This window comes from Ruegeria sp. CF8, from assembly GCF_056537285.1.
Genome location: NZ_JBQFRG010000011.1, coordinates 161,775 through 177,769, shown reverse-complemented (window position 1 = coordinate 177,769; position 15,995 = coordinate 161,775). Strand labels below are relative to the sequence as shown.

The 15,995-nt window shown below is 57.7% G+C and carries 18 protein-coding genes; 9 read left to right on the top strand and 9 right to left on the bottom strand.

Going from position 1 to position 15,995, the window contains the following annotated elements:
* Nucleotides 1–1,334: bifunctional sulfate adenylyltransferase/adenylylsulfate kinase (locus ACR0EV_RS21075; protein ID WP_480801889.1), on the top strand; the 1,334-nt coding region annotated here is incomplete at its 5' end.
* Nucleotides 1,335–1,452: 118 nt separating this feature from the next.
* On the top strand, nucleotides 1,453–2,307 hold the full coding sequence (locus tag ACR0EV_RS21070) for a hypothetical protein (RefSeq protein ID WP_480801888.1): 855 nt from the start codon (nucleotides 1,453–1,455) through the stop codon (nucleotides 2,305–2,307).
* A gap of 49 nt (nucleotides 2,308–2,356) precedes the next feature.
* Here ACR0EV_RS21070 and ACR0EV_RS21065 read toward each other — a convergent pair whose 3' ends face one another.
* The 3 genes from ACR0EV_RS21065 to ACR0EV_RS21055 all read right to left on the bottom strand — a co-directional run bounded on the left by ACR0EV_RS21065 (nucleotide 2,357) and on the right by ACR0EV_RS21055 (nucleotide 3,994).
* On the bottom strand, nucleotides 2,357–3,244 hold the full coding sequence (locus tag ACR0EV_RS21065) for a PhzF family phenazine biosynthesis protein (protein WP_480801887.1): 888 nt from the start codon (nucleotides 3,242–3,244) through the stop codon (nucleotides 2,357–2,359).
* A 106-nt stretch (nucleotides 3,245–3,350) separates the two neighbouring features.
* On the bottom strand, nucleotides 3,351–3,575 hold the full coding sequence (locus tag ACR0EV_RS21060) for a DUF1150 family protein (RefSeq protein WP_171186401.1): 225 nt from the start codon (nucleotides 3,573–3,575) through the stop codon (nucleotides 3,351–3,353).
* Between the two features lie 5 nt (nucleotides 3,576–3,580).
* A complete protein-coding gene (locus tag ACR0EV_RS21055; RefSeq protein WP_058275530.1) occupies nucleotides 3,581–3,994 on the bottom strand; it encodes an Hsp20 family protein in 414 nt (137 codons plus the stop codon).
* A gap of 163 nt (nucleotides 3,995–4,157) precedes the next feature.
* On the opposite strand from ACR0EV_RS21055, the gene ACR0EV_RS21050 reads away from it, so the two are divergent.
* The 4 genes from ACR0EV_RS21050 to ACR0EV_RS21035 all read left to right on the top strand — a co-directional run bounded on the left by ACR0EV_RS21050 (nucleotide 4,158) and on the right by ACR0EV_RS21035 (nucleotide 6,766).
* Nucleotides 4,158–4,382 (top strand): YdcH family protein, encoded by a 225-nt coding sequence (locus ACR0EV_RS21050; RefSeq protein WP_050604880.1) that lies wholly within the window; start codon nucleotides 4,158–4,160, stop codon nucleotides 4,380–4,382.
* 76 nt (nucleotides 4,383–4,458) lie between these two features.
* A complete protein-coding gene (gene purE / locus ACR0EV_RS21045; RefSeq protein ID WP_480801886.1) occupies nucleotides 4,459–4,944 on the top strand; it encodes a 5-(carboxyamino)imidazole ribonucleotide mutase in 486 nt (161 codons plus the stop codon).
* Nucleotides 4,941–5,696, top strand: coding sequence for an NAD(P)-binding domain-containing protein (locus ACR0EV_RS21040; protein WP_480801885.1), 756 nt, complete (start codon nucleotides 4,941–4,943; stop codon nucleotides 5,694–5,696). Before purE ends, ACR0EV_RS21040 begins: the two co-directional genes overlap by 4 nt.
* A gap of 2 nt (nucleotides 5,697–5,698) precedes the next feature.
* The gene (locus tag ACR0EV_RS21035; protein ID WP_480801884.1) at nucleotides 5,699–6,766 is read left to right on the top strand and encodes a 5-(carboxyamino)imidazole ribonucleotide synthase; all 1,068 of its coding nucleotides are present in this window, start codon (nucleotides 5,699–5,701) and stop codon (nucleotides 6,764–6,766) included.
* A gap of 13 nt (nucleotides 6,767–6,779) precedes the next feature.
* On the opposite strand, the gene ACR0EV_RS21030 is transcribed toward ACR0EV_RS21035, so the two are convergent.
* From ACR0EV_RS21030 to ACR0EV_RS21005, 6 genes are all read right to left on the bottom strand, one after another.
* On the bottom strand, nucleotides 6,780–7,943 hold the full coding sequence (locus tag ACR0EV_RS21030) for an alpha-D-ribose 1-methylphosphonate 5-triphosphate diphosphatase (RefSeq protein ID WP_480801883.1): 1,164 nt from the start codon (nucleotides 7,941–7,943) through the stop codon (nucleotides 6,780–6,782).
* Nucleotides 7,940–8,713, bottom strand: coding sequence for an esterase/lipase family protein (locus ACR0EV_RS21025; RefSeq protein WP_480801882.1), 774 nt, complete (start codon nucleotides 8,711–8,713; stop codon nucleotides 7,940–7,942). Before ACR0EV_RS21025 ends, ACR0EV_RS21030 begins: the two co-directional genes overlap by 4 nt.
* 38 nt (nucleotides 8,714–8,751) lie before the next feature.
* Nucleotides 8,752–9,594 (bottom strand): DMT family transporter, encoded by an 843-nt coding sequence (locus ACR0EV_RS21020; RefSeq protein ID WP_480801881.1) that lies wholly within the window; start codon nucleotides 9,592–9,594, stop codon nucleotides 8,752–8,754.
* 245 nt (nucleotides 9,595–9,839) lie between these two features.
* Nucleotides 9,840–11,480, bottom strand: a complete 1,641-nt coding sequence (groL, locus tag ACR0EV_RS21015) for a chaperonin GroEL (protein ID WP_171186411.1) — start codon at nucleotides 11,478–11,480, stop codon at nucleotides 9,840–9,842.
* 55 nt (nucleotides 11,481–11,535) lie between these two features.
* Complete coding sequence (gene groES, locus ACR0EV_RS21010; protein WP_170352338.1) at nucleotides 11,536–11,823, bottom strand: co-chaperone GroES; 288 nt, start codon at nucleotides 11,821–11,823, stop codon at nucleotides 11,536–11,538.
* A 152-nt stretch (nucleotides 11,824–11,975) separates the two neighbouring features.
* Complete coding sequence (locus ACR0EV_RS21005) at nucleotides 11,976–12,650, bottom strand: DUF2161 domain-containing phosphodiesterase (protein WP_480801880.1); 675 nt, start codon at nucleotides 12,648–12,650, stop codon at nucleotides 11,976–11,978.
* A gap of 124 nt (nucleotides 12,651–12,774) precedes the next feature.
* Between ACR0EV_RS21005 and ACR0EV_RS21000 the strand changes: the two genes are divergently transcribed.
* The 3 genes from ACR0EV_RS21000 to ACR0EV_RS20990 all read left to right on the top strand — a co-directional run bounded on the left by ACR0EV_RS21000 (nucleotide 12,775) and on the right by ACR0EV_RS20990 (nucleotide 15,992).
* Nucleotides 12,775–13,755, top strand: coding sequence for a TraB/GumN family protein (locus tag ACR0EV_RS21000; RefSeq protein WP_480801879.1), 981 nt, complete (start codon nucleotides 12,775–12,777; stop codon nucleotides 13,753–13,755).
* A gap of 109 nt (nucleotides 13,756–13,864) precedes the next feature.
* Nucleotides 13,865–14,785: a manganese-dependent inorganic pyrophosphatase gene (locus ACR0EV_RS20995; RefSeq protein WP_171091705.1), complete on the top strand. Its 921-nt coding sequence runs from the start codon at nucleotides 13,865–13,867 to the stop codon at nucleotides 14,783–14,785.
* Nucleotides 14,786–14,999: 214 nt separating this feature from the next.
* The gene (locus ACR0EV_RS20990; RefSeq protein ID WP_480801878.1) at nucleotides 15,000–15,992 is read left to right on the top strand and encodes a DUF389 domain-containing protein; all 993 of its coding nucleotides are present in this window, start codon (nucleotides 15,000–15,002) and stop codon (nucleotides 15,990–15,992) included.
* Nucleotides 15,993–15,995: the final 3 nt, after the last annotated feature.

The following is a 15,995-nucleotide window of genomic DNA, read 5'->3' as shown; positions in this document are numbered from 1 at the left end:
AGGTGTTTGGTGCCGATGACGACGCGCACCCGGCTGTGAACTACCTGCATAACGTGGCCGGCAAGGTCTATCTGGGCGGTCCGGTGACGGGTATTCAGCAGCCTGTTCATTATGACTTCCGCGCCCGTCGCGACACGCCAAACGAGCTGCGCGCGTATTTCCGCAAGGTGGGTTGGCGGCGCATCGTGGCCTTCCAGACCCGCAACCCGCTGCACCGCGCGCACCAGGAACTAACCTTCCGCGCGGCCAAAGAGGCACAAGCCAACCTTCTCATCCACCCTGTTGTCGGCATGACCAAACCGGGCGATGTGGACCACTTCACTCGCGTGCGCTGTTACGAGGCGGTTCTGGACAAATATCCCGCGTCCACCACCTCGATGTCGTTGCTGAACCTGGCCATGCGCATGGCTGGCCCGCGCGAGGCGGTCTGGCACGGTCTGATCCGCGCGAACCACGGCTGCACACACTTCATCGTCGGCCGCGACCATGCCGGGCCGGGTAAGAATTCAGCCGGTGAAGACTTCTATGGCCCCTATGATGCGCAGGACTTGTTCCGCCAGTACCAAGATGAAATCGGCGTCGAAATGGTCGACTTCAAGCATATGGTCTATGTGCAGGAACGCGCGCAATACGAGCCGAATGACGAGATTCTCGATAAGGATGATGTCACCATTCTGAACATTTCGGGCACCGAACTGCGCCGCCGTTTGGCCGAAGGTCTGGAGATTCCCGAATGGTTCTCGTTCCCCGAGGTTGTGGCCGAACTGCGCAAGACCAAACCCCCACGCAGCCAACAGGGCTTTACCGTGTTCTTCACCGGCTTCTCGGGCTCGGGCAAGTCGACCATCGCCAACGCGTTGATGGTCAAGCTGATGGAAATGGGTGGCCGTCCCGTGACGCTGCTGGATGGCGACATCGTGCGTAAGAACCTCAGTTCGGAACTGGGTTTCTCGAAAGAGCACCGCGACTTGAACATCCGTCGCATTGGCTATGTTGCGTCCGAGATCACCAAGAATGGCGGCATCGCCATCTGTGCGCCGATTGCCCCTTATGCCACCACCCGCCGGGCGGTTCGGGAAGACATCGAACAATTCGGTGCCTTCTGTGAAGTACATGTTGCAACCTCGATCGAGGAATGCGAACGCCGTGACCGCAAGGGCCTGTACAAACTGGCGCGCGAGGGCAAGATCAAGGAATTCACCGGGATCTCAGATCCTTATGACGTGCCGGAGAACCCGGAGTTGTCCGTCGAGACAGAGAATGTCGACGTCGATAACTGTGCCCATCAGGTTCTGCTGAAGCTGGAAAGCATGGGTTTGATCGCTGCAAACTGACGCCAGCGCACCAAGACAATTCGGCCTCCGGTTACCGGGGGCCGTTTTTTTGTTTGTCCTGATTGACAAGCGCTGCACGGGTGATGCTGTGTGGCGGGATGCCGGGTAGACACATGCCATGAGTCGAACTTTGCCAACCATTGCCAGTTTCTGGTTCGGATCCGATCTGACCTGGCTGGAGCAGATCTGTATTCAGTCCTTTCTGGACCAAGGGCATGCGTTTGTTCTGTATCTCCCGCACGAGACTCAAGGCATCCCCGCAGGTGTCCAGACGCGCCCTGCCGGCGACGTACTCTGGCCTCCGCCTTATCCCCTGCAACCCGGCGACCGACAGGGCGTAGCTGTATTCTCTGACATCTTCAGATTACATCTGATTCAGCAAAGCGAGGTTATCTGGGTCGATCTCGACGCATATTGCGTGAAAGCCTTCGACTTTTCGTCTGATTGGGTGTTCGCGCGCTCCAAAGCCGACGACTTTCCAACCGGGGTTTTACGCTTGCCCAATAACTCCCAAACGCTTGGGCTGATGCAGGATTTCGTGATGTCGGCAAACCCAACCCAACCGTGGCGGGGTCGGCGTGCAAGACGGCATAATCGTGAACGTATCGCAAACGGTGAAAGCTGGGGTATAGAAAGCTTGCCCTGGGGCAGCTCTGGCCCAAAAGCCTTTGGGCATTTCTTGCGCCAAACCGGTGAAGACAAGTACGCGATGGCGGCCGAGACCCTCTATCCGCTGGCACCTGCCGAACTTTGGAAACTGCATGACCCGAATGTGGCGCTGGGCGAGATCGAGGGCGAAGTTACGTATTCGGTCCATGTCTACGGGCATCAGAAAAAGCTGTTGGCAACCCAGCTGGCTGGACTACCGGTTCCGGGATCATATCTCGATGCGCTTTGCGCCCGACACGGGATTGACCCTCGGGCCGCGCCGATCAAACCACTGGACTGGATGCGACCTGCGCCAAGGGCCTAAGGACAGAATGCTATTTCGATTTCCGACAGGGGTCGCCATGACCGGCCACTTAACGCACATCCTCTGGCAGATCGACCTGCCCGCGCATCAATACATGCCCACGTCCAGCGACCTTAATCCCGGTCATTCCATCTGTCGGGCCGACGCGCGTGACGGTGGCCTGTCCGGGACGTCCCATGTCGTGGCCCTGTTCCGCGACAAAACTGTCTTTGGACATCAATCCATACTTCCAAAGATACGCCGCCATGGCACCTGTAGCGGACCCGGTGAACGGGTCTTCGGGCGGGCTGGGAGGGGCGAGCAACAGGCGCGAAAATGTATCACCTGCATCGGTGGCTCCTTCCAGCGTGACCAGAAAGGGTTCAGCCATATCCGATCCCGAAAATCCCGCTGCCTCGGCCACTTTTCTCAAAGGGCCCTCAACCAGTTGAGCCGCGCGCAATGCCTCGTGGTCGCGCAGGACGGTGATGCAGAAAGGCAGACCGGTTGAAACAAACTGGGGCGGAGAGATTATAGCGTTTTCAGAAAGGCCGATGGTCGAAGCCACCAGATCCACCGGAACATGTGCACCGAATTGCGGTGCGACCTGGGTCATTTCGATCTCATCACCCGTCAACCGAACCGAAACCACCCCTGCCCCGGTTTCCAGCGTCAGGCTTTCGCCTTCGATCATCCCACGCGACCGCATGGCCGCGACGGTCGCAATGGTGGGATGCCCGGCAAAGGGAATTTCCCGGCTGGCCAGAAAGTACCGAACACGGATATCGGCCACGTCCGACGGGCCAGTAAAGGTGCATTCGACCAGAGATGTTTCACGCACATAAGCCATGCACACCTGCTCGGACAGATGCGCACCGTCATGAACCACAGCACATCCATTTCCGCCAAAGGCGCGATCACTGAATGCGTCTACCCAATCGAATTCGAACCAGCTCATGCGATAAGCTCCCGGTAACAGGTCAAAGCGGTACAGTCCGCCAGTTCGTATGTGTTGCGTGTGTTGCGGGAATTGTCACGCCCCAAAAGGCGCGGTGAGAGGCCGTTCAGTGAACGGCCACCGGGGACAGGTCGTGTTGACGGGCCAGCACAAAAGCCAGCTTACGGTCGGCTACCAGCGCCAGCTGCTGCCCATCGGAATCATGTACAGCATATAGCTGGTCCAGATCCCCCGCCTGATCGCGCAGATCACGCGGCAGATCGGCAACCTCGACCGTTTTGACATAGACGATACGGTCACCTTCGGTGTTGAGTTCTATCGGTGTATTCATTGCTCTTACCCCTTCCGTATGTTGATCGTTTGCACCACGGTTTCCGGCACAGCGCGGGTCAGATCCACATGCAGCAGACCATTTTCCATAATCGCCTCGCCTACTTCGACACCGTCGGCCAAGACGAACATGCGCTGAAACTGGCGCGCCGCAATGCCGCGATGCAGGAATATGCGCCCCTCGCTGTCGTCACGTTGACGACCTCGGATCACCAGCTGGCGATCTTCGATGGTGATCGACAGATCCTCTTCGGCGAACCCAGCCACCGCAAGAGTGATGCGGTACGAAAAGTCCGAAGTCTGTTCGATGTTATAGGGCGGGTATCCTTCGTTGCCAGCCTTTGCAGACCGTTCCAGAAGGCGTTCCAGTTGCTCGAACCCCAAAAGATGCGGGTATGAGCCAAGAGTAAGTTTCGACACGTATTTTCGTCCTTTATTGTCAAAGCGACGTGGTGTGCGGCCCCGTTCTGGCAACCGCCTGTAATAGAATATGGGAAGAAACCAGGATGTCCACAAGGTCTGGCGCGATAACGTCTGACACACTATCTTGTTGGGCAAGCACCACAACAACCCCGAGTCGCCAATGAACGCGCCCACTGATCTTTCCATGAAAACTGATGAGGTTCTGCGGGTTGAGCTGGAAGTTTTCCGCCGTCAGCACCGCGATCTGGACGAAGCGATTGAAGCGCTGCATGACCGGGGAACTGCGGATCAGTTGACGTTACGACGGCTGAAAAAAGAGAAACTGCGTCTGAAAGACATCATCCGCATCATCGAAGACCGCCTGACCCCCGATATCATTGCCTGAACGCCCTGTAGCGCATTGCCAGAGAACCGGATTTGGCTATAGTGCGCGCTCTTTCTGAGCGCAGGGACAAAAGCGGATGAGCGAAGTGAAAGTCGGTATCATCATGGGCAGTCAATCTGACTGGCCCACGATGAAAGAGGCCGCAGATATTCTGGACGAACTGGGCATCGCTTACGAAGCGCGCATCGTATCGGCCCACCGTACACCGGACCGGCTGTGGGACTATGGCAAGACCGCCGTGTCGCGTGGGTTGCACGTGATCATCGCGGGCGCTGGCGGCGCTGCGCACCTGCCCGGAATGATGGCATCGAAAACGCGGGTACCGGTCATCGGTGTGCCGGTTCAAACGCGCGCCCTGTCGGGTGTGGATTCGCTGTATTCCATCGTGCAAATGCCCAAGGGCTTCCCCGTGGCCACCATGGCAATCGGGTCCGCTGGCGGAGCCAACGCCGGCCTGATGGCAGCGGGCATTCTGGCTCTGCAAGACGAGGCGTTAGCCGAACGGCTGGACAACTGGCGCGAGGCACTTTCGGCTTCAATCCCTGAGGAACCGCAGGGATGAGCCGGATCGGCCTCATCGGCACAGGCCATATCGCCGCCCCTATCGCGCGGTTGATGGCTGCCAAAGGGCATGAAATCTGCGTGACCGAGCGCAATACCGATGTTTCATCCTCCTTGAAAGCCGAACTGGGCGTGACGGTCGCTGCCCCCCAGCAGGTGATTGATGCCTCGGACATCGTGTTCCTGTGCCTACGTCCGCATATCGCAGCTGAGGTTCTGACCCCTCTAACCTTTCGCGCGGATCAACAGATCGTTTCTGTTATGGCGGCGGTTTCCGCCGAGCAACTTGCCGAACTATGCGCCCCGGCGACAGACTTCGTGCAGACCATTCCGCTGGGCTTTCTTGAAACCGGTGGCTGCCCGATGGCCGCTTTTGGCAACGATCAACTGCTGGCCGAGCTTTTTGAGCCCGAAAACCCCGTGGTCAAGGTTACGAACGAAACCGCGCTGAACGCGCATTTCGCCATTTGCACCATGGTCCCCGGCATTCTCGATCTGATGGCCACTGGGGCCAAATGGCTGGGTGATGTGACCGGCGATGCTGACAGGGCCGAATTCTATACGACCCAGTTGATGTCGGGCTACCTGGCCACGATGGAAAAAGGCACCGCCGGTCGGCTGGCGCAAGAGCGTGACTCTCTGGCGACAGAAGGCACAATAAGCCTACAGATGACAGACACCCTGAAGGATCAAGGCGCGCATGACGCGCTGCGTTCGGCGTTGAGTGCAATTGGCAAACGTTTGGAGAATTGAAGATGGCAGAAATGCTTGCCCAAGGCGCAGTGATCGGAATTCTGGGGGGGGGTCAACTGGGCCGGATGCTGTCCGTGGCGGCGTCGAGGCTCGGCTTTGTCACACATATCTATGAACCGGGCGCAAACCCGCCCGCCGGGCAAGTGGCGGATCGTGTCACGACGGCAGCCTATGACGACATCGATGCCCTGAAAGCCTTCGCCGATGCGGTGGATGTCATTACCTATGAGTTCGAAAACATCCCGACCGAGGCACTGGACATTCTGGAATCCCACCGCCCGATCCGCCCGGGTCGCGAAGCGTTGCGGGTCAGTCAGGATCGTTTGACCGAGAAGAATTTCCTGCAAGACCTGGGCCTGAAAACGGCCCCGTTTGCAGACGTGTCCAGTCTGGACAGCCTGAATACGGCAATCGAACAAATCGGGACACCTGCCATCCTCAAGACCCGCCGCTTTGGCTATGACGGCAAGGGGCAGGCTCGGTTGCGCAGCCCCGAGGATGCCGAGGCTGCTTTGGCCGACATGGCGGGCGCGCCTGCTATTCTGGAAGGGTTCGTGGATTTCTCACACGAGGTGTCGATCATTGCAGCACGCGGGCTGGACGGTCAGGTGGCCTGTTTCGATCCGGGCGAGAACGTACATCGCGACGGCATCCTGCACACCACCACGATCCCTGCCCGCCTGTCTCCGGCCCAGCGCACGGATGCAATCCTGCTGGCGGCCAACATTCTCAATGCGTTGGAGTATGTGGGTGTCATGGGGGTGGAGCTGTTTGTCACGCCCGCTGGTCTGATCGTGAACGAGATTGCACCGCGCGTGCACAACTCGGGCCACTGGACGCAGAATGGCTGTGCCGTGGATCAGTTCGAACAACATATCCGGGCCGTGGCGGGCTGGCCTCTGGGCGATGGGCAGCGCCATTCGGATGTGGTGATGGAGAATCTGATCGGCAATGATATGGACCGTGTGCCCGAACTGGCCCGTGAACGGGACGTAGCACTTCATCTATACGGCAAAGCCGAGGTCAAAGCCGGACGCAAGATGGGGCATTTTAACAGGATCAAGCGATAAAGTAGTACTTTATCTACGGCATCGTTGCGTTCAGAAAGCGTGCTGCAATGTCCCCTGACATATGGCTGATACGCCCATCGGCCATGGTCGCTGCGACCCGGTGGGTGGCCGCATCAAGAATGACCAAATCACCCCTTTTGCCGGGGGTAAGTGTACCCCGGTCTGGCAGATCCAGCACTTTGGCCGGACCCGAAGAAATCAGGTTCCACGCGCCTTCGAAATCAAGCAAACCGGTCTTGAACAGCATCAATGCAGCCCGGCGTGGGCTGGGATAGTGATAGTCTGACGCCAGCGCATCACAGAGACCCATAGCGATCAGTTCGACCGCACTGGCGTTGCCTTTGTGCGATCCACCCCGCACCACGTTGGGTGAACCGAGGATGATGTGATCCCCGGCAGAACGTGCTGCCTCGGCAGCGTCAAGCGTTTCCGGGAATTCGGCAATACGGACGCCTCGGTCGCGCCACCATGCCCGCGTCTCGGCTGTTGCATCGTCGTGGCTGCCCAGACGTACACCCATTTCCTCAAGGTCAGCACACAACGCTTCGACGGCAGCCGGCACCTCGTGCGAGCGGGCGTGCATGTTGAGCAACATCTCAAAATGCGCCTCCGGATTGCGACCGGCCTTCAGCGCCTGCCCGGTCAGACGCGGCGGCTTTTTACCCTGCGCCAACCGATCATGCGGCAGGTGATCATTGAACACTACGTAAGGCACCTGCCAATCAGCGATGCGACGGGCCAATCCGGCATAGTCCGCGAGCATATTGGTCTCAAACCGCAATTGCGGGATCAGATCGGTGACGGCGCTGTCTTTCACGGCAGCAATGGCCTGAAACACCTGCGCCGCAAAGTCCGGTCCTCGCACGCCGCCTTCCCAGCTGTAGAACTGAGCCAGCACCGCGGTGGTAATGCCGTTCGCAGCTAACTCGGCCTCGACGGAAAGAATGCCTTCAGTCATCTGCTTCATCGCTCCGCGTCGCGGGGCGATATGGCGTTCGAACCCGTCCCCGTGCAGATCGATGATGCCGGGCAGGACAAGATAGCCGCTCAGATCAACCCTGCGCCCGGTTGGTTCTGCCTGTATCGCGCCTTCTGCTAGGGTCAGATCAGCACGAGTCAAACCCTGGCCCGGTAACAGAATCTCTGCCCCGGTCAATGTCAGGTTCAATGCCGTCATCGCGAGGGCTCCGAGACAGGGTCTGGGCAGTCCTGGCCAATACAGATCTCGTCTATTATGTCCATCACGCCATCAAGCCAAGTGATCTGCGGATCGAACCGTCCGAATTCAATGAAATGCAGTGCCTGCGCCATGACGCGCGGGTTGTTCATCATGAAAGTGTGCGTCACCGGTAGGATAAGATGATCGGTCATACCTTCGACCTTGGTGCTTTCAATCGAAACCTTGCCATCGTCGGGGCCATCGATAATCGAGGAAAACACAAGGTTCAGAGATTCACTTCCTGCGATAACACCCAGTTCGAAATCCACTGGGGGCAGGCGACCGGGGATGCCTTCGGGTCCGGTGCTCAGTTGCAGCCCTGCTGGGCCGTTCAGATACCCGAACACCTCCCACGCGCTCAGTTCATCGACCAGCTGACTGCCTTGGTTCGGCGGGCCCAGCATGACCGCTCGGCCCATATTGGTGGGATGATGATCCTTGAGCCAATACCGCAGCAGGATGCCGCCCATGGAGTGCGCGACAACATTGACTTTATCTTCCCCGCAAGCGGCAAAAGCATCGGGCAGGGTTTGTTCTGCAAGTTCCGGAATGCCAATTTCGGTCGATGGGTAGCCGGGGCGCACGACCTTATAGCCATGTGCCTCGAACAATTCCTCCATCACGGCAAACGAAGCCTCGGTCCGCGCCAGCCCGTGCAAAAGGATCACGCATTTCGCGCTGGCGGCAGCAGGGAAAATGAAAAACAGCAGGGCAATCAATAGTCTCATACGCGCCAGATAAAGCCTATGAGACGCCGATGAAAGCCCTAGCTCCGCTGACGTTGCAGCACGGCCAGCGCAATACCGCCCAGAACCACCGCTGCGCCAAAGACCAGCCGGGCGCTGGCCGTTTCACCAAGCAGCACAACACCCCCCAGGATCGCAATGACAGGTACGCTGAGTTGAACCACGGCCGCCACTGTTGGTGCAAGGTTCGGCAGCACGCGATACCACAAAGCGTAACCCAACCCTGACGTAATACCCCCGGACACAACTGCCAGCACATAGCCCATACCAGTCATATTCCATTCCGCCCCGGCAATCAGCAGCGCTAGTCCGGTGACAGGCAAAGCAATTAGGAAATTTGCAGCCGTGCCCTGCAAAGCATCTGGTTCAGATCGCCCAGCCAATGAATAGGCGGCCCATCCGACACCAGCGGCAATCATCAGGGCGGTGCCTGCCGGGTCAACTCGCACCGTGCCCGATGGCCAAAGGACATAGGCCAACCCCGCCAAGGCCATGGCCGCGCCCACCAACTGTTGCCGGGTTGGCAGCGTACCCTTGACGGCCGTGAAGGCAAACATCGTGATTTGCACAATGGCAAACAAAACCAACGCACCAAGACCTGCATCCAGTGTCAGGTACGCCAGGGAAAACCCGATCATGTACAAAGACAATGATCCCGCCCCAATGACCCGCCGACGGTTGTGCAAAGGCAAATGCCCGCCACGTGCCAGAACCAGCGCGGTCAAAACCAGCGCGCCCGCCAGCACCCGCATAACCGCGAAACCGGCCGGATCGCTGGCACCGCTGTCGATAGCCAACCGGTTCAGGATGGAATTCGCCGCAAAGGCGCACATGGTCAGGGCGGTCAGAACAAACAGTCTCATGGAACCCGCATATCCGGTTGCAAGCGATATGGACACTCACAATCCATGGACATGCTGCCCGTTCTTCATCTTTTCCAAAATACTCCCGCCGGAGGCATAGCCGCAAAGCGGCTATTGGCAACAAAAACGGGGCCGCCCGAAGGCGACCCCGAAAACTAGTACTGTGGCACCCCTCTCGGTAGCTTGGCCATTCAGCCAATCACCTGTCGGGACCGTCAGAATTCGCCGCGGCGAATTCGACGTGGTTACATCATGCCGCCCATGCCGCCCATGTCGGGCATGCCGCCTGCAGCAGGTGCGTCTTTCTGCGGCTTGTCGGCAACCATAGCTTCGGTGGTGACCAGCAGGCCAGCAACCGATGCCGCATCTTCCAGAGCGGTACGGACAACTTTGGCCGGGTCGATCACGCCGAACGAGAACATGTCGCCATATTCTTCGGTCTGCGCGTTGAAGCCGAATGCTGCGTCCGAAGACTCACGGACTTTGCCCGCAACAACCGCACCGTCAACACCTGCGTTCTCAGCGATCTGGCGCAGCGGCGCTTCGATGGCTTTGCGAACGATGTTGATGCCTGCGTTCTGATCAGCGTTTGCACCTTCCAGAGCGTCCAGTGCTTTACCGGCCTGAACCAGAGCAACACCGCCACCCACAACAACGCCTTCCTGAACGGCGGCGCGGGTTGCGTTCAGAGCATCGTCCACACGGTCCTTACGCTCTTTCACTTCAACTTCGGTCATGCCGCCGACGCGGATAACAGCAACACCGCCTGCCAGTTTGGCAACACGCTCTTGCAGCTTCTCACGGTCGTAGTCGCTGGTGGTTTCTTCGATCTGAGTGCGGATCTGGCCAACACGGGCTTCGATCTCGGCTTTTTCGCCAGCACCGTCGACGATGGTGGTTTCGTCTTTGGTGATTTCGATCTTCTTGGCGGTGCCCAGCATGTCCATGGTGACGGACTCGAGCTTCATGCCCAGGTCTTCGCTGATGACCTGACCGCCGGTCAGGATCGCGATGTCCTGCAGCATGGCTTTACGGCGATCGCCGAAGCCCGGTGCTTTGACAGCAGCAATTTTCAGGCCGCCGCGCAGTTTGTTGACAACCAGAGTTGCCAGCGCTTCACCTTCAACGTCTTCTGCGATGATCAGCAGCGGCTTCTGCGACTGGATCACTTGCTCGAGCAGCGGAACCATCGGCTGCAGCGAGGACAGTTTCTTTTCGTGCAGCAGGATCATGCAGTCATCGAGTTCTGCGATCATCTTGTCTGCGTTGGTGACGAAGTAAGGCGACAGGTAGCCACGATCGAACTGCATACCTTCGACAACGTCGGTCTCGGTTTCCAGACCTTTGTTTTCTTCGACGGTGATAACGCCTTCGTTGCCAACCTTCTGCATCGCGTCTGCGATCTGCTGGCCGATCTCGGCTTCGCCGTTGGCCGAGATGGTGCCAACCTGAGCAACTTCTGCCGAGTCTTTGACTTCGCGCGAAGCCGACTTGATGCCTTCAACAACCTTCGAGGTTGCCAGGTCGATGCCGCGCTTCAGGTCCATCGGGTTCAGGCCCGCTGCAACCTGCTTCAGACCTTCGCGAACGATGGCTTGGGCCAGAACGGTCGCAGTTGTGGTGCCGTCACCGGCTTCGTCATTGGTGCGACTGGCGACTTCTTTCACCATCTGCGCGCCCATGTTTTCGAACTTGTCTTCCAGTTCGATTTCCTTGGCAACCGAAACACCGTCTTTGGTGATGCGCGGTGCGCCGAAGGATTTGTCCAGAACCACGTTGCGGCCTTTGGGGCCCAGGGTCACTTTAACAGCATCGGCTAGGATGTTCACACCTGCCAGCATGCGGTTACGGGCATCGGTGTCGAATTTGACGTCCTTTGCAGCCATGTCGTTTCTCCTTGAGAAATAAGTTTGTAATGAAGATCAGAGAAAGCGCGCGGGCTTACTCGATGATCCCCATGATGTCGCTTTCTTTCATCATCAGCAGCTCTTCGCCGTCGACCTGAACCTCGGTGCCCGACCATTTGCCGAACAGGATCTTGTCGCCAGCTTTGACCGCCATCGCGATCAGCTCGCCGCTGTCCTTGCGCGCACCTTCGCCGGTTGCGACGACTTCGCCTTCGCTGGGCTTTTCTTTTGCGCTGTCAGGAATGATCAGGCCGCCTGCGGTTTTCTCTTCGCTTTCGGTACGGCGAACCAGCACACGGTCATGAAGCGGTTTCAATGCCATCTTTGCAGCTCCTTGGGCTCAAAGTTGTTAATCCTCCCCTCGCCTTCCGACGGGGCGTTAGCACTCGGGGTATGTGAGTGATAACGACGCATAGCTAGGGAGTCTAAAACTCCGAGTCAACAAGTTGTGAGGGATTTTTTTCGCGGAAAGGATCAGTCCGTCTGTTCCCAGCTGTAGGCCCAGTGCTTCAGCCCTTCACTTCCCTGAGAGGTAAGGCCGTAGACGCCTTTTTCAACCTTCTCAAACCATCCGTAGTGGTTTTCACGCATAAGCCGGGTCGCAGCCGGAACGCCCACCGATTTGGCAACCTCTGCGCCCTTGGTTGCGCCCTGTTCGGCCAGAAAGGCCGCGCATTTCAGCGCGTCTTGCCGATAGGCGGTCACAATACCATGCCGAGTGGCGCCGCCCGCGTTCGGGTCCCCTTCCAGCCGGTCGAATTCACGCAGCAGCCGCGTGGCCTTGGCTTTGTTCTTTCGAGGCGCGTAGGGACCAGGATCGCACTGCACCTCGACCGTGCCATCAGCGCGCACAGTGATCAGGCCCAGGCCCAAACGTCGGCACAGCGCCAGATTGTCTTTAAGTGCGCGTCGCGCGCTTCGACCCGTTGGTTTGCTGACTGCAACATAGACCTGATCCGTCAATTTCAACCGTGTGATCGCCTGGTGGAACAGCGACAGCGTGAACCGCAGTTTTAATTCAACAATTACGGGTTCCTCACCCTCGCGAACAGCAACGACGTCAGCTGCCCGGACCTCGCCCTTCACGGTGTATCCCTGGCGCTCCAGCAGCGCTTTGATCGGGGGATAGAGGTCCTGCTCGCGGGTCATGGGTTTATGCTACGCAAACTGCGGTGGATTACCAGCCAGCAGATCGGAAAACGCGATCGAACTTGCAACATCCCATCCGCCGGTACACTGTTGCAGCAACTCTGATTTCAAAGGAAATTCAACAATGCGTCTGCTTCTTTTCTTTATCAGCCTTTTGTTGCCCGCCATAGCGCAGGCTGGCTGCGAAGGGCGTGACCTGAGAGGCGATTTGTCCCCTGCGGTCCAAGCCGAGATGCAGGACGCTCTGGCGGACATTTTGTATCCCGAAGGCAATCATTGGATCGCAACCAAAGACGACACTGTGCTGCATCTTGTGGGCACTATGCACCTGAACTACCCGCAGATGGACGCAATCGTCGAACGCCTGACTCCAACGATCACGCAAGCCGATGCGGTCTATTTCGAAATCCTTCAGGACGACATGAAAGCCTGGGAGCGGAAACTTGCAGCTGACCCAAGCCCTGTCCTGATCACATCTGGTCCCACACTAGTGGATCTGATTTCTGAAGAAGACTGGGCCACCCTTTCGGCAGAGATGGCCGATCGCGGCATTCCAAGCTGGATGGGCGCCAAGATGCGTCCATGGTTCTTGAGTATGACTCTGGCTTTACCGTCTTGCATCATAAAGGATCCCAACGGAACCAACGGATTGGACGCGCGTCTGACGAAGTTGGCAAAAGAGCAGGGTATCCCGCAATACTCGCTGGAAAGTATCGAAGACCTGATGGCGATGTTCGACGCATACTCGATCGAAGAACAGGCTCAATCACTCGCTCGGATGGCCGGAACCTTCCAAAACATCGAAGACCAGATCGCCACCATGGCGAGCTTGTATTTCGACGAAAAACACGCGGAGGTCTTTGTGTTGGGCCGAATTCTGGGACAAGAACTATCAGGTTTGACAGCAGAAGAATTTGAAGCCGAGTGGGCAGAGTTCGAACAGCAGTTGGTTATTGAACGAAACGCCAACTGGATGACGCATATTCTTGAGATCAAGGATCAGACTGCGGTCATTGCAGTAGGTGCGGGCCACTTTAGTGATGAACATGGTCTGTTGAACCAGTTAGAGCAGGCAGGATACAGCCTGACACGGGCGGAATTCTGAACCGCTGGGCAGTTTTCAGACCAACGGTCGCACATTGTCGACTGTGTCGTGACAACGGCGTTTGCTCGCCCTATAAGGCGCGCAAATTTCCAATCCGCAGGACGCTGACATGACAACGCTAGTATTTGGCCACAAATCCCCCGATACCGACTCCACCGGCTCGCCGATCCTGTGGTCGTGGTATCTGAACGAGATCAAAGGAGAGCAGACCGAGCCGGTCCTGCTGGGTGAGCCCAACACCGAAGCGGCCTTTATGCTTGAAAACTGGGACCTGCCCAAGCCACGCATCATCGAAGATCTGGCCGCGGACACCCCCGTTGTCATCGTCGACACCAACAACCCGGCGGAACTGCCAGCCAGTATCAACGACGCTGATATCCGCGCCATCATCGACCACCACAAGCTGGTCGGTGGACTGGAAACCAAAGGTCCGATCGACATCACCGTGCGCCCGCTGGCTTGCACCGCGACCATCATGGTCGACCTCATGGGCGACGACGCTGCCAAGATGCCCGACGCCATCAAGGGCGCGGCTCTGACCTGCATTCTGTCGGACACGCTGGAATTCCGCTCGCCCACCACCACAGCGCATGACCGTGCGGTCGCTGAAAAGCTGGCGGCCGAGCTTGAGCTGGACATCTCGGCCTATGCCGCCGACATGTTTGCCGCGAAATCAGACGTCTCGTCTTTTTCTGACGCCGAGCTGATCCGCATGGACAGCAAGGAATACGAGGTTGACGGCACCAAGTTCCGCGTCTCAGTTCTGGAAACAACAGCCCCCGGTGTTGTGCTGGATCGCAAAGCCAGCCTGGCAGCGTCGATGGTTGACGTGGCTGCTGAAGACGGTGTGGATCAGGTTCTTCTGTTCGTCGTCGACATTCTGAACGAAGAGGCCACGCTGCTGGTTCCGAACGATCTGGTCAAATCCGTTGCCGAGAAAAGCTTTGGTGCCGCCGTTGATGGCGATGCCGTTGTCCTGCCGGGCATCATGAGCCGTAAAAAGCAGATCATTCCAAACCTGAAGGTTTGATCGGCACTTGAATTCAAAGGAAAGGCGTCCAATCGGGCGCCTTTTTCTTTCTGTTCGGCCATTTGCGGAAACGGTATCGATTGTTAGTCTGTCTTTGGGTACGGAACTCAAATTAGGTCAGGCACACACCATCGTTATTCGCAGCCTCAGCACGACCAAGGGCATCCTTCGATTTGAAGGGACGGACAAAGCCGCGTATTGGCGACGCTTTGCGATGTTGCTTACTCTGTCAGTGGTAATTGCCACCATGGGGCTATTGCGCAACTCGGGCGCTGTTGTGATCGCGGCAATGCTTGTGGCACCCCTTATGACCCCGATCTTGGGTGTGGCTGCAGCAATGGTCATGGGGTGGCTGAAACGCGCGGTCGTTCTTGCCCTTACAGTTTGTTTTGCGGCAACAATCTGCGTTTTGATGGCGTGGTTCATGGTCTATGTCGCAGACGTCCCACGCGGTATTTTGATCCCTGATCAGGTCCTTGCGCGCACGGATCCCGGCACCGAAGACCTGATCGTCGCGCTCGCCGCTGGCGTTGCCGGGGCCTATGTTCAAATCAACAAATCCGAGCTGAGCCTTTTGCCCGGCGCAGCCATTGGCGTTTCTCTTGTACCGCCGCTCTCAGCAGCAGGTATTTTGTTGTATTTTGGCGAGCCTGCCGAGGCCTACGAGGCGGGGCTACTCTTCGCAACAAACCTTGGAGCAATCATTCTTTCGGCCTGCGCCGTTTATCTGGTCTATGCGGCACGGTCCGTGGTTTTCAGCAAGGGCAAGCGTAAACTGAATTTCACAGCAAGCGTGTTTGTCGCGCTGGCATTCCTGGTCGTCGTGGTGCTGCAACTTGGGAAATCCACCTACAATCGATATCTCGAAACGCGCACCGAGGCCCAGCTGGCCGAAGCCATCAGGGAATGGGCCGATCCTGTTTCAGTTGAAATCATTCGGGTAGATGTCAACGCCCAGCGCAAACGTGTGGAGGTCTGGTTGATCGTCGACCTGCCCGTTGAAGCTCAGTTCAAAGTTTCTTCCGTTGCAGGGTTGCTGCCGGAAAACCTGCGTGACCCCCCCCTTGTTGATGTATTGCAGGAGGAGCTTGGGCCCGGATATCTGGCCGTTATTCGGTACCAGACCCGAATTGGTGCACAGATCATTTTGGGAACTGAAAACGTCCAGCAGGCCCCGGATGTTTCGGACGTTACTGAAGACGATTAATAG

What these genes read in the sequence shown, in the direction of transcription:
- ACR0EV_RS21040 (WP_480801885.1), top strand. Translation starts at nt 4,941, where the DNA reads ATGAGCCGGATCGGCCTCATCGGCACAGGCCATATCGCCGCCCCTATC.
- ACR0EV_RS21025 (WP_480801882.1), bottom strand. Translation starts at nt 8,713, where the DNA reads ATGAGACTATTGATTGCCCTGCTGTTTTTCATTTTCCCTGCTGCCGCC.
- purE (WP_480801886.1), top strand. Translation starts at nt 4,459, where the DNA reads ATGAGCGAAGTGAAAGTCGGTATCATCATGGGCAGTCAATCTGACTGG.
- ACR0EV_RS20995 (WP_171091705.1), top strand. Translation starts at nt 13,865, where the DNA reads ATGACAACGCTAGTATTTGGCCACAAATCCCCCGATACCGACTCCACC.
- ACR0EV_RS21060 (WP_171186401.1), bottom strand. Translation starts at nt 3,575, where the DNA reads ATGAATACACCGATAGAACTCAACACCGAAGGTGACCGTATCGTCTAT.
- ACR0EV_RS21070 (WP_480801888.1), top strand. Translation starts at nt 1,453, where the DNA reads ATGAGTCGAACTTTGCCAACCATTGCCAGTTTCTGGTTCGGATCCGAT.
- ACR0EV_RS21050 (WP_050604880.1), top strand. Translation starts at nt 4,158, where the DNA reads ATGAACGCGCCCACTGATCTTTCCATGAAAACTGATGAGGTTCTGCGG.
- ACR0EV_RS21005 (WP_480801880.1), bottom strand. Translation starts at nt 12,650, where the DNA reads ATGACCCGCGAGCAGGACCTCTATCCCCCGATCAAAGCGCTGCTGGAG.
- ACR0EV_RS21065 (WP_480801887.1), bottom strand. Translation starts at nt 3,244, where the DNA reads ATGAGCTGGTTCGAATTCGATTGGGTAGACGCATTCAGTGATCGCGCC.
- ACR0EV_RS21020 (WP_480801881.1), bottom strand. Translation starts at nt 9,594, where the DNA reads ATGAGACTGTTTGTTCTGACCGCCCTGACCATGTGCGCCTTTGCGGCG.
- ACR0EV_RS21030 (WP_480801883.1), bottom strand. Translation starts at nt 7,943, where the DNA reads ATGACGGCATTGAACCTGACATTGACCGGGGCAGAGATTCTGTTACCG.
- groL (WP_171186411.1), bottom strand. Translation starts at nt 11,480, where the DNA reads ATGGCTGCAAAGGACGTCAAATTCGACACCGATGCCCGTAACCGCATG.
- ACR0EV_RS21035 (WP_480801884.1), top strand. Translation starts at nt 5,699, where the DNA reads ATGGCAGAAATGCTTGCCCAAGGCGCAGTGATCGGAATTCTGGGGGGG.
- ACR0EV_RS21000 (WP_480801879.1), top strand. Translation starts at nt 12,775, where the DNA reads ATGCGTCTGCTTCTTTTCTTTATCAGCCTTTTGTTGCCCGCCATAGCG.
- ACR0EV_RS20990 (WP_480801878.1), top strand. Translation starts at nt 15,000, where the DNA reads ATGTTGCTTACTCTGTCAGTGGTAATTGCCACCATGGGGCTATTGCGC.
- groES (WP_170352338.1), bottom strand. Translation starts at nt 11,823, where the DNA reads ATGGCATTGAAACCGCTTCATGACCGTGTGCTGGTTCGCCGTACCGAA.